General features: G+C 67.7%; 14 protein-coding genes. 5 read left to right on the top strand and 9 right to left on the bottom strand.

What is annotated here, in order from left to right; genetic code table 11:
• Positions 1 to 35 precede the first annotated feature (35 nt).
• From AWC06_RS19490 to AWC06_RS19470, 5 genes are read right to left on the bottom strand one after another with little or no spacing between them, the layout of a single operon-like run.
• Positions 36 to 230: a ferredoxin gene (locus AWC06_RS19490; protein WP_085199635.1), complete on the bottom strand. Its 195-nt coding sequence runs from the start codon at positions 228 to 230 to the stop codon at positions 36 to 38.
• A complete protein-coding gene (locus AWC06_RS19485) occupies positions 230 to 1417 on the bottom strand; it encodes a cytochrome P450 (protein ID WP_085199634.1) in 1188 nt (395 codons plus the stop codon). Before AWC06_RS19485 ends, AWC06_RS19490 begins: the two co-directional genes overlap by 1 nt.
• A 47-nt stretch (positions 1418 to 1464) precedes the next feature.
• On the bottom strand, positions 1465 to 1902 hold the full coding sequence (locus AWC06_RS19480) for a type II toxin-antitoxin system VapC family toxin (RefSeq protein ID WP_085199633.1): 438 nt from the start codon (positions 1900 to 1902) through the stop codon (positions 1465 to 1467).
• On the bottom strand, positions 1899 to 2162 hold the full coding sequence (locus AWC06_RS19475; protein ID WP_085199632.1) for an antitoxin: 264 nt from the start codon (positions 2160 to 2162) through the stop codon (positions 1899 to 1901). The genes AWC06_RS19480 and AWC06_RS19475 overlap by 4 nt, the downstream gene beginning before the upstream one ends.
• Before the next feature lie 37 nt (positions 2163 to 2199).
• Positions 2200 to 3696: an aldehyde dehydrogenase family protein gene (locus AWC06_RS19470; RefSeq protein WP_139820138.1), complete on the bottom strand. Its 1497-nt coding sequence runs from the start codon at positions 3694 to 3696 to the stop codon at positions 2200 to 2202.
• A 75-nt stretch (positions 3697 to 3771) separates the two neighbouring features.
• Here AWC06_RS19470 and AWC06_RS19465 point away from each other — a divergent pair, with 75 nt between their 5' ends.
• A complete protein-coding gene (locus AWC06_RS19465) occupies positions 3772 to 4851 on the top strand; it encodes a zinc-binding dehydrogenase (RefSeq protein ID WP_085199630.1) in 1080 nt (359 codons plus the stop codon).
• Here the strand turns inward: AWC06_RS19465 and AWC06_RS19460 are convergent.
• The 4 genes from AWC06_RS19460 to AWC06_RS19445 are packed head-to-tail and all read right to left on the bottom strand — an operon-like array spanning position 4848 to position 7918.
• Positions 4848 to 5720 (bottom strand): alpha/beta fold hydrolase, encoded by an 873-nt coding sequence (locus tag AWC06_RS19460; RefSeq protein ID WP_085200059.1) that lies wholly within the window; start codon positions 5718 to 5720, stop codon positions 4848 to 4850. The genes AWC06_RS19465 and AWC06_RS19460 overlap by 4 nt on opposite strands.
• A gap of 5 nt (positions 5721 to 5725) precedes the next feature.
• Positions 5726 to 6898, bottom strand: a complete 1173-nt coding sequence (gene hemW, locus AWC06_RS19455) for a radical SAM family heme chaperone HemW (protein ID WP_085199629.1) — start codon at positions 6896 to 6898, stop codon at positions 5726 to 5728.
• 52 nt (positions 6899 to 6950) lie between these two features.
• Complete coding sequence (locus tag AWC06_RS19450) at positions 6951 to 7382, bottom strand: transglycosylase family protein (protein WP_085199628.1); 432 nt, start codon at positions 7380 to 7382, stop codon at positions 6951 to 6953.
• Complete coding sequence (locus AWC06_RS19445; protein WP_139820137.1) at positions 7379 to 7918, bottom strand: hypothetical protein; 540 nt, start codon at positions 7916 to 7918, stop codon at positions 7379 to 7381. The genes AWC06_RS19450 and AWC06_RS19445 overlap by 4 nt, the downstream gene beginning before the upstream one ends.
• 273 nt (positions 7919 to 8191) lie before the next feature.
• On the opposite strand from AWC06_RS19445, the gene AWC06_RS24025 reads away from it, so the two are divergent.
• The 4 genes from AWC06_RS24025 (at position 8192) to AWC06_RS19425 (ending at position 11504) form a co-directional block, all read left to right on the top strand.
• Positions 8192 to 8284, top strand: coding sequence for an Ms4527A family Cys-rich leader peptide (locus AWC06_RS24025; protein WP_425320178.1), 93 nt, complete (start codon positions 8192 to 8194; stop codon positions 8282 to 8284).
• 111 nt (positions 8285 to 8395) lie between these two features.
• Positions 8396 to 10075: a nitrite/sulfite reductase gene (locus AWC06_RS19435; RefSeq protein ID WP_085199626.1), complete on the top strand. Its 1680-nt coding sequence runs from the start codon at positions 8396 to 8398 to the stop codon at positions 10073 to 10075.
• Positions 10072 to 10815, top strand: coding sequence for a phosphoadenylyl-sulfate reductase (locus tag AWC06_RS19430; RefSeq protein ID WP_085199625.1), 744 nt, complete (start codon positions 10072 to 10074; stop codon positions 10813 to 10815). The genes AWC06_RS19435 and AWC06_RS19430 overlap by 4 nt, the downstream gene beginning before the upstream one ends.
• Positions 10812 to 11504 carry a sirohydrochlorin chelatase gene (locus AWC06_RS19425; RefSeq protein WP_085199624.1) on the top strand — a complete coding sequence of 231 codons (693 nt, stop codon included), beginning with the start codon at positions 10812 to 10814 and terminating at the stop codon, positions 11502 to 11504. The genes AWC06_RS19430 and AWC06_RS19425 overlap by 4 nt, the downstream gene beginning before the upstream one ends.
• The last annotated feature ends 23 nt before the right edge of the window (positions 11505 to 11527 follow it).

The raw sequence follows: 11527 nt of genomic DNA, 5'->3' as shown, positions 1-11527 counted from the left end.
ATCGCACACTCGGGGCGGGCGAGCACCGGCGGGCCTCAGCGAGTCAGCGTGATCGCGCCCTCTGGGCAGTTCTGTTCGGCGGTGACGGCGTGCTGCTCGAGGTCGCCGGAGACGTTCTCGACGAGCACGATCGAGTGCCCCATCTCATCGGCGTCGAAGACGTCAGGCGCCAAGGTGTAGCAGCGCCCGTGCCCGGTGCAGCGGTCAGCGTCGACGCAAACCCTAGGCATCAGGACGTGCGCACCGGGAACGTCAGCGGCAGCGACTCCACCGACCTCAGGCCGCCGGTATAGCTGAGCTCGGTGCCGGGCGGGATCTCGTAATCCGGGATGCGCCGGTGGAATTCGCGCAGCGCCACCCGTAGCTCCATGCGGGCCAGATGAGAGCCGAGGCAGCGGTGCGGGCCTCCGCCGAACGCCCGGTGCCGGTTCGGGTTGCGGCAGAAGTCCACGACCTCTGGATCGGCAAATTCGGTCGGATCCGTGTTGGCCGCGCCGAGCAACGGGCTGACCCGCTCCCCCTTGCTGATCGGGCAGCCGGCCACTTCGATGTCCTGCATGGCGACGCGGGCGACTCCGGGTACCGGTGTCTCCCAGCGCAACAGCTCCTCGATCGCGCTGGGCAGGATGTCGGGCTGATCGATGAGCTGCCGACGATGCTCCGGGTGGCGCGCGAGGTACACGAAGAAGCAATCCAGCGAGTCGGTCACCGTGTCCAGCCCTGCGATGAGGAACAGGAAGCAGATGTCGAGCAGCTCCTCGCGCGACAGCGGCTGCCCCTCAACGTCCGCCGCGATCAACGCGGAGAGCACGTCGTCGCGCGGGTTGGCAATGTGGTCGTCGATGGCGCGCTCGAAGTAGTCGTAGATCTTTTGCGCCACCGGGGCGGTGGCTGCGTGCCGTTCTTCGAAGGTGAAGGGGCCACCATCCGGGCGGATGACCCCGTCCTTCCAGGTCAGGAATTGCTCGAGGTCCTCAAGCGGCAAGCCGAGCAGCTGCAGGAAAACCGTACACGGCAGCGGCACAGCGAATTCGGCGTGGAAGTCGCACTGCCCGCGATCGGCGAAGGCGTCGATCATCTCGTTCACGAGCTTGGTGACTTCCGGTTCCCGCCGGGCCATCTCGCGCGGGGTGAACAGCGGGTCGAGGATGCGACGATACTTCGCGTGCTCGGGAGGATCGATCTGCAGCGGGATCAGCGGCCGTAGGTTACCCAGGTCGACCGCGTCCATGTTGGACGAGAACAGCTCGGTGTGCTTGAGCGCCATTTCGATGTCGGCCAGGCTAGACAGGACGACCGACGACGGCGAGCGGAACACCGGGCTCGACTCGCGCAGCGCCTTGTACATCGGCTGCGGCTCCTCGAGGCCCGCCACCGCCTGGTCGACGTAGCCTTCCGCGTTACGTTCTGCGGTCATGTTGTCAGCCTGACACCCGCGCCAGCGTTGGGCAATGGTCCGCGCGGCTATTTTTGCAATGAATGCGAAGTTGCTGGATGAAGGGACGGGTCGGCCAGTCGCGTGATCCCCGGGTGACCGTCGAAGCCCCGGTCGAAGCTCATGATTTGACCAATGCGATTGCGAACCATGACGGCCAGGTGTAGCGCATCTCTGGCCGACAAGCCGTGGTAGCGCAACAGAATGTCTTTTGCTTGCTCGACGTCGCGGGGATCGATCGGCAGGACGTCGTCCACGACGCCGAGGATCGCGTCGAAGGCGGGCTGGATCGCCTCGCGCCGGTTGATCGCCACATAGCGGTGGCAGATTTCCTGTAATACCTCGGCGTCGGTAATCAACCGTTCGCCGGCGGAAAGTGCGGATTCCAGCAGGCGCCGCGTGTCCAGCTTGTGTGGGGTCGATGCGCCCACGAGGTACATAGGAATATTGGAGTCGACGAGGATCACCGGGCAGTTTCTGGCGGTTCCAAGTATCCGCGTTCGGTCTCTTCGAGCATCTGATCTATGTCGGGAGCCGGAAAGTCATAACGCGTGGCGGTACGGATGGCGCCCAACTTGGCGTCCAGGTCGCCGCCAGGCTCCCGCCGCTGTGCTTCGCGCAACGTGCGGCGAACCCAGTCGGAGACGGTTGTCCGGTGTCGGCGTGCAGTCTTTTGGAGCTGCTCCCACTCATCGGCGTCGAGCAGAACCTGCAAACGCTTACTCATATTATGAGTATAAATCACTCATAGAGGTGCATCGCCGCTACTGCGGGGGCGAGTGCCGCACGAATGCTCGCGGCTGGGTGAACGCCCGGACCCCGTCGACGCCGAGTTCACGGCCGAGCCCCGATTGACCGACGCCGCCGAACGGTAGCCGCGGATCCTGGGCAGCCATCCCGTGACAGTTGACGCTGACCGTGCCGGCGATCAGCTGTCCGGCGACACGGTCGGCCAGCGCGTCGTCACCGGTCCAGATCGATGCGGTGAGGCCGAAGTCGGTGGTGTTGGCCGCACTGACCGCATCATCGATGCCCTGGTAGCCGAAGATCGGCAGCACCGGTCCGAATTGTTCCTCGGTCGCCAGCCGGGTGTCGGGGGCCATCCCGGTGACGACGGCGGGCAGCACGAAGTATCCGTCGGCGTCGGCGTCAGCCTCCCGGATCGCTCCGGCGGTGCGAACCGTCGCGCCGTGCGCCTCGGCGTCGGCGACCAGCGCCTGTACCCGGTCGCGCCCGGCGGCGGTGTGCATCGGCCCGAGGGTGACCTCCTCGGCGAGCCCGTCGCCGATCACTTCGCGTTGGCAGCGGGCCAGCACCGCGTCGGCCAGCTCGTCAACCCGGTCGGCCGGCGCGTACATCCGCTTGATCGCCATGCACACCTGACCGCAGGTGGTGTAGGTCGCCGCCACCAGCTGCTCGACGAGCGCGTCGGTGATCGAGATGTCGGGAGCGATGATCGCCGCATCGTTACCGCCCAGCTCGAGCAGGACCGGCGTCAGCCGGGCCGCCGCCGCGGCCATCACGGCGCGTCCGGTTGCCACGCCGCCGGTCAGCGAGATGACGTCGATGCCGGGGTGGGTGACGAGCGCCTGAGCCAACTCGATGCCCGGGGCGGCGAGCACGTTGACCACTCCCGGGGGCAGCGCCATGGCGAACGCCGCGCCGAACTGCAACGCCGCCAACGGGCAGGTCGGCGGCACCTTGACCACCGCGGTGTTACCGGCAGCCAGCGCCGACGAAAGCTTGGTCATCATCACCGCGATCGGCCAGTTGAAGGGCAGCACCAGCGCCGCGACGCCGTAAGGCTCGCGCTGCAGACGCGGATAGTCCGACTGCGACTCGATCCGTTCGGGCGCCAGCGCCGCCGCGGCCATCGACCCGAGCATGGCGGCGATGGCCGGCCCGGTGCCGATTTCGCCGCGCGCCTCGGCGAGCACCTTGCCGTGCTCGCGGGTGTACAACCGCGCGCCGTCGCTGCCGGCGAGTTGCTCTGCGGCCGTCGCTGCGGCCGCCGAGATCGCGGCGACCCGCTCGGCCACGCCGAGCGTCCGCCATCCGGGTGCCGCCCGTCGCGCAGCCTGCACCGCGGCGTCGAGCTGGTCGCGGTCGGCCGCCGGGGCGTGCCCGACAACCTCGGCAGGCCGGGCTGGGTTGTGTACCGGATAGCTCGCCGCGGCGCCCGGCTGCGGCTGGCCGCCGATCATCAGCGTGGGCTGAGTCGTTTGCGTCGCTGAGGACGTCTTCGAGGAAGTCACCGTCATTGCCTTGCCTCCTTGACCCGGTGCGGCCGTCCCGCCATCGTAAGTCGGTATGACGTGCGTCACAGACCCGATCACATGAAGGCGGTGGTGCTGCGGGAGGCCGGCCGGCCCGCCGCGGTGGAGGAGGTCGAGCTGCGGGCGCTCGGCCGCAACGAGGTTCGGGTGCAGCTGGCCGGAAGCGGGGTATGCCACAGCGATTTGTCCCTGCGCGACGGGCGTATCCCAACGTTGACGCCGTGCACGCTCGGCCATGAGGGCGCCGGCACCGTGGTCGAAATCGGCGACGACGTGGCCAATGTGGGCGTCGGCGACCATGTGGTGCTGACCTGGAATGTGCCGTGCCGATCTTGCTTTCATTGCCTGCGGGGTGAGGCCCAGCTGTGCGTGCATGGCTACGACCACGCCTACGGCGACCCGTACGCGGAGGGCGCCACCGGCCCGATCTGGCCGGGGATGGGCGTCGGCGCGCTTGCCGAACAGACATTGCTACCCGCCCCGGCCGCGGTGCGGGTCGATAAGTCGCTGGCACTGGACCACGCGGCGCTGCTGGGCTGCGGGGTCACCACTGGCGTCGGCGCCGTGATGCGCACGGCGGTGGTCCGCCCCGGTGAGAGCGTGCTGGTGGTGGGTTGCGGTGGGGTGGGCCTGGCCGCGATTCAGGGAGCCCGACTGGCCGGCGCGGCGCGGATCATCGCCGCCGATCGGGTGGCCGGGCAGTTGCCGGCGGCGATGGCCTGCGGCGCCACCGACACGGTCGACGCAAGTGAAGTCGACCTGGCCACCGCGGTGGGCGATCTCACTGGCGGTGTCGGCGTGGATCACGGGATCGAAGTGGTGGGCAAGCCCGCCACGATCCGCGCCACATACGAAGCCACCCGGCGCGGCGGCAAGGTCACGCTCGTGGGCGCCGCCGGCATCGACGAGACGGTCGACTTTCCGGCACTCTCGTTGATGGCGGACGGCAAGACGATTCAGGGCAGCGTGTACGGCGCCGCCGACCCGGCGCGCGATATCCCGGTGCTCGCCGAGCTCGCCCAGCGAGGCCTGCTCGACCTCGAGGCGCTGGTGACCCGGCGCATCGGGATCGACGACGTCGAGGCGGCGTTTGCCGACATGGCCGCCGGACGCGGCGCGCGCAGCGTCGTCTGCTTCTAACGGGCAATCCGCGCGACGGCGTCGGCGATCGGCGGAGCACAGTCCTCTTGCAGAAAGTGCTTTGCGGGCAACAGGATTGGATCATCAACTTGGGCAGCCAGTTGCGCCTGCACGCCGTAGTGTCGCCACGGCAACGCGGGATCGCGTGTGCCCCAGATGATTTGGACCGGGTATGGCGTACTGCGTACCGCAGATAGGTACCGCCGTTGGTTTTCGGCTGTCCGCTCAAAGCCGCGCATGATCTTCAAGAACGCACTGCCGCCGTCGGTGCCGAGCAACAACTGGACGTAGCAGGCGATCTCGGACGCCGACACGTGCCGGCTAACCCCGGCGTAGCGCATCAGCGCGTAGAACATGCCCGGCAGCCGCACCGACGCCAGCCACGCCTCGCCCACACCCCGGCGGGCGAAGGGCTCCATCATCCAGGGCCGGCGGAACGTTTCGACCGCCACGATGGTGTTGAGCAGCGTCAGCGACCGCACCCGACCGGGGTCGGCGGCGGCGAGCTCCAATCCGACCGGGCCGCCGATGTCGTGCACCACCAGATGGAAGCGATCCAGACCCAACGCGTCGACGGCTGCGCCCAGCCACCGGCCGAGGCCGCTCCAGCTGTAGTCCGCATCCGCGGGGCGCTCGGCCAGTCCCAGGCCCGGCAAATCGACGGCGACGCCACGCAGACCGCGCTCGGCCAGCTCGGGAACGAGCTTGCGGTACAGGAACGCCGAGGCGGGCACCCCGTGCACACACAGCACCGGCTCCGCGTCGGGCGGCCCGGCGTCGAGCGCGAACGACCCGATACCGCCGGCGCTGAAGAATCGACCGGACGCGCGGTGGTCGGCGAGTAGCTGAGCGGTGGTCGCGGAAGCCATCATCGCTATCCAAGCAGCATGCGCACCACACCGTCGGCCAGCAGCCGTCCCCGGTCGGTGAGCACCAGCTGATCGCCGTCGCCGATCAGCAAGCCGTCGTCGACGGCGACCGCGGCGCGCTCGCGCTCGCGCGCATCCAGCAGGGTCAGAGGCAGACCCTGGCGCAGCCGGATCCTGAGCAGCACGTCCTCGGTGTGGCGGTTCTTTGCGTTCAGCTGTTCGAAACCGGCGACCGGCAGCGTTGTTTCGGCCAGCATCTGTGCATACGTGTTGGGGTGCTTGACATTCCACCATCGGGTTGTCCCGATGAAGCTGTGCGCACCCGGCCCGGCCCCCCACCACTGGCCGCCGTCCCAGTAGCCGAGATTGTGCCGGCACTGCCCGCCCGGCCGGCTCCAGTTCGATACCTCGTACCAGTCGAAGCCGGCGGCGCGCAGCCGCGCGTCCACCAGCTCGTAGCGATGCGCCAGCACGTCGTCGTCGGGAGCGGCGATCTCGCCGCGCCGGACCCGTCGCGCCAATGCGGTGCCTTCCTCGACGATCAACGCGTAGGCCGACACGTGATCGACAGCGGCCTCGATGGCCGCATCCACAGAGCGCGCAAGGTCGTCGTCGGATTCGCCCGGGGTGCCGTAGATCAGGTCGAGATTGAGGTGCTCGAATCCCGCAGCCAACGCCTCGGCCGCCGCGGCTACCGCCCGGCCCGGCGAGTGCACCCGGTCGAGGGTGGCCAGCACTCCCGGCGCCACCGACTGCATGCCCAGCGATATGCGGGTGTATCCGGCCGATCGCAGCGCCGCGAACATCTCGGGCCAGGTCGACTCCGGGTTGGCCTCCGTGGTCACCTCGGCATCGGATGCCAACACGAAGTTGTCGCGCACCGCCGCAAGCACGGTGGCCAGCCGCTCACCGCCCAACAGTGACGGCGTCCCACCCCCGACAAATACCGTCTGAACGGTCGGTGCGCTCAGCCGCGCGGCCGCCAACTCAAGCTCCGAGCGCAGCACCCGCAGCCATGCGTCGGGATTGACCCCGCCCAGCTCGGCCGGCGTGTAGGTGTTGAAGTCGCAATATCCGCAGCGGGTCACACAGAACGGCACATGGATGTAGACCCCGAACGGTCCGCCGGGGCTCAGCTGCACATCGGGCAGATCGGCCCGCGCAGAGGATGCCGTCATGCCTTTTCAATATTCCGCAGTACCGGCACAACCTCCAGCGCGGGCCCGGCCGCTACTCGTCAACGGCGCGCGACGACCCTCGGCATCCGCCGGACTGACCCCACATGACTGTCAGGAGATGCGTCAGGGAACCCACCGGGGCCCTCGCACCCTGACTGCAGGATGCGCATTTCGGCCAGGCCCCGGGACCCTGTTTGGCCATAATCCGCTGCCCCACCAGGACCTGTTCCTGTGGGCTGGCCGTCGACGGCAACGCGGACAGCTCCTCGCCACCGTTGGCGTCCCACGTGGGCAGGCTGATCTGCAGGCCGCCATAGTGACCATTGCCGGTGTCGGCCGACCAGTTACCGCCGGATTCACACTGCGCGATGGCCTCCCAGTTGACGGTGTCCGCGTGGGTGCCGCCGGTGGAGAGAGCGCTTGAAACTGCCACGATCGAACTCGCGATCGCGGCCGCCGCGGATGCTGTGCGCCAGGTCGTCATAACAGCTCCACCTTGCTGGCCAGCCACCGGCCGTCGACCTTCTGCATGGTCATCTTGATGCGGGTGTGATCGATCTGCGGCTCAGGGGTCGCCAGGCTGCTCACCGACTGATCGACCATCAGCAGAACCTGAACTTCGTCTGTGGTAGCGGATTTCACGGCCGCTTCGACGACCGCCCCGTGTGTGGTCACCTCGTTCTTGACGACGTGCTTACGGTGTTGCCCGGCGAGGGTTTTGGTGTAGTTGGCGTTGAACTCACCGGTCGAGCCATTGAGGACGTCAGCGACATGCTTGTCGAGAGTGTTGCTGTCGACACTGGTCAGCATGACGACATATTTCTCCGCGGCAGCGAGCGCCTGCGCAGCCGCGACGTCGCGCTGGTGCTCCTGGAATCGCTGCTGGCCGACGTAACCGAACCCGCCGACCAGTGCGAGAACCAGAGCGGCTGCCGCGAGCCAACGCATACGGGCCGCCCGTCCGGCGCTGTGGTCTTCGTCACGGGTGCGGCCCGACTCGAAATCTCGCGGAGCTCCCACTTACCTCACCTACCTGTCCGCGGCGCTTGGCGCGCTCAAGTGACATCGGCGGGCCAATCGCGGTTCCGCGTCATTTTCTCGCGGCAAAGTCGCACTTCAGCGAGCGACACGCCGGGTTTTTCGGGCTCGGCACGAGCGCAGGCGGACGGTGTTACCAGCGGATTCTCCGATACGTATACGTTGCGTCCCAGGATGCCGGCGTAGTTTTGCTCGCCATGAGGCAAATTCCCCCCTGGTGGCGACGTCGGTCGACATCCGTGGCACAATGGCCCGGTGACCGCCGCCCGCAGCCAGTTCCGCATCGCCCTGGTGGCGCGTCGGCACATCGATCTCAAGCGTGTCTGCAGCTGTCGCTGTCTGCCTTGATGTCGTAGACCCGCCCACCTGTACTTCCAGCTGGCACCGGATCTGCGCCGCCGGGACAGCAACCGGTGACTTGCGCGTCCAAGCCGGCTACTCCGCGAAGGAGACCGCCGAATGACGTCCCCCCGCCCCAGCCCCCCACGTTCAAGGGGCCGCAGCGAAGGCCAGTGGGCGATGGGCTATCGGGAACCGCTCAACGCCACCGAACGACTCAAGAAAGACGACGATCCGCTCAACGTCCGGGCCCGCATCGAAAACATCTACGCCCGGGGTGGTTTCGACAGCATCGACAAGACCGATCTGCGAGGCCGCTTCCGCTGGCTGGGGCTTTACACGCAGCGGGCAGAGGGTTACGACGGCACCTGGACCGGCGACGAGAACGCCGATCTGCTCGAGGCCCGCTATTTCATGATGCGGGTGCGCAGCGACGGCAAGCCGCTGTCGGCAGCGGCGATGCGCACGCTGGGCCAGATCTCGACTGAATTTGCCAGGGATACCGCGGACATCTCCGATCGGGAAAACCTGCAGATGCACTGGATCGAGATCGAGAACGTCCCCGAGATCTGGAAGCGGCTGGATGCCGTCGGCCTGCAGACCACCGAGGCGTGCGGCGACTGTCCGCGCGGCATGCTCGGCTCACCGCTGGCCGGTGAATCGCTTGATGAGGTGCTCGACGCCTCCCCGGCGCTCGACGAGATCATCCGCCGCTACGTCGGCAAGCCGGAGTACGCGAACCTGCCGCGTAAGTACAAGACCGCGGTATCGGGTCTGCAGGACGTCGCACACGAGATCAACGACGTGTCGTTCATCGGTGTCCGGCATCCCGAACACGGGCCCGGCCTAGACCTGTGGGTCGGCGGCGGCTTGTCGACCAACCCGATGCTGGCGCAACGCGTCGGCGTCTGGGTGCCGCTGGACGAGGTGCCCGACGTGTGGGAGGGCGTCACGGCGATCTTCCGTGACTATGGCTATCGGCGGCTGCGCTCGAAGGCCCGGCTGAAGTTCCTGATCAAGGACTGGGGTATAGAAAAGTTCCGTGAAATTCTCGAACAGGAGTACCTGAAGCGGCCGTTGATCGACGGCCCGGAGCCCGAACCCGTCAAGCACCCCATCGACCATGTCGGCGTGCAACGGCTGAAGAACGGGCGCAACGCCGTCGGGGTGGCCCCGATCGCCGGGCGGGTGTCCGGCACCATCCTGTCCGCGGTGGGCGACCTTATGGAGCGGGTGGGGTCGGACCGGGCCCGGTTCACCCCGTATCAGAAGCTGATCATCCTCGACGTGCCCGACGAGAAACTCGACGAGATGATCGCCGGCCTCGACGCGTTGGGGCTGCCGTCGCGGCCGTCGCACTGGCGCCGAAACCTGATGGCCTGCAGCGGAATTGAGTTTTGCAAACTGTCCTTCGCCGAGACCCGGGGACGCTCGCAGGTGCTGGTGCCGGAGCTGGAGCGCCAGCTCGAGGACATCAACGCTCAACTCGACGTGCCGATCACGATCAACATCAACGGCTGCCCGAACTCGTGCGCCCGCATCCAGGTCGCCGACATCGGATTCAAGGGCCAGATGGTCGACGACGGCCACGGCGGCTCGGTGGAAGGCTTCCAGGTGCATTTGGGCGGCAGCCTCGGCGCCGACAGCGGTTTCGGGCGAAAGTTGCGCCAGCACAAGGTCACCAGTGACGAGCTCGGCGACTACATCGACCGGGTGGTGCGCAATTTCGTCAAGCAGCGTGACGAGGGCGAGCGTTTCGCGCAGTGGGCGCTACGCGCTGACGAGGCGGATCTGCGATGAACGGGAAGGCGAGCGGATTGACCGAGGCGGAATTGCGCGAGCTGGCCGAGCGCGGTGCGGCGGAGCTGGAGGGGGCCAGCGCCATCGACCTGTTGCGCTGGACCGACGAGAACTTCGGCGGTGTCCGCGGCCCCCGCGCGTCCGCGACCTGTAACTACGTGGTGGCGTCCAACATGCAGGACGCGGTCCTGATCGATCTGGCGGCCAAGGTGCGTCCGGGTGTGCCGGTGATGTTCCTGGACACCGGTTATCACTTCGTGGAGACCATCGGCACGCGTGACGCGATCGAGGCGGTCTACGACGTGCGCGTACTCAACGTCACGCCCGAGCACACGGTCGCGCAGCAAGACGAGCTGCTGGGCAAGGACTTGTTCGCGCGGGACCCTGGTGAGTGCTGCCGGCTGCGCAAGGTCGCCCCATTGGGCAAGGCGCTGCGCGGCTACTCCGCCTGGGTGACCGGGCTGCGCCGGGTCGAGGCACCGACTCGCGCCAACGCCCCGTTGATCAGCTTCGACGAGCAGTTCGGGCTGGTGAAGATCAACCCGTTGGCGGCGTGGACCGATCAGGACATGGACGACTACATCGCCGAGAACGATGTGCTGGTCAATCCGCTTGTCTACGAAGGTTATCCGTCGATCGGCTGTGCCCCGTGCACGGCGAAGGTGGCCGACGGCGCCGATCCGCGCAGCGGACGCTGGCAAGGGACCGGCAAGGTCGAATGCGGGTTGCACGCGTCGTGAGCACGCTGGTATTGGCCGCGCACGGCAGCGCGGATCCGCGGTCGGCCGCCAATGCGCGGGCCGTCGCGCACCGGCTAAGGCTCATGCGGCCGAGGCTCGACGTGCGCGTCGCGTTCTGCGAGCTGAATACACCGAGGCTGGTCGACGCGCTCACGCCCGGCGCAATAGTGACCCCGTTCCTGCTGGCCGACGCCTACCACGCGCGCAGCGACATTCCCCGCCAGATCGCGGGTTTCGCCGGTGTGCGCCAAGCCGATGTGCTCGGCGAGGACCACCGACTGGTAGCCGTGCTGCGTGAAAGGCTGTGCGGCGCAGGGTTTTCCCCGCTCGATCCCGAACTCGGCGTGCTGGTGGTGGCCATCGGCTCGTCGCACGCTGCGGCCAACGCGCGCACCGCTTCAGTGGCACCAAGACTGGCCGCGGGCGCCCGGTGGGCAGGCGTGACGACGGCGTTCGCCACTATGCCCGGGTCGTTGGCAGAGGCCGCGCAGCAGCTGCGGCGGCGCGGGGCCCGTCGCCTGGTGATCGCACCGTGGTTCCTGGCACCCGGACGCATCACCGACCGGGTGCACAACTACGCGACAGCGGCCGGCATTGCTATGGCCGCGCCGCTGGGAGCCCACCGACTGGTGGCGGAGACCGTGCTGGACCGCTTCGATGAGGCGCTAGTCGAACCCATCGCCGCCTAAATTCATCCAAACCGACGTTTTGC

Origin of the sequence: Mycobacterium fragae, assembly GCF_002102185.1 — a bacterium.
GTDB classification, from domain to species: Bacteria; Actinomycetota; Actinomycetes; order Mycobacteriales; family Mycobacteriaceae; genus Mycobacterium; species Mycobacterium fragae.
This window is presented reverse-complemented; position numbering and strand designations above follow the sequence as displayed.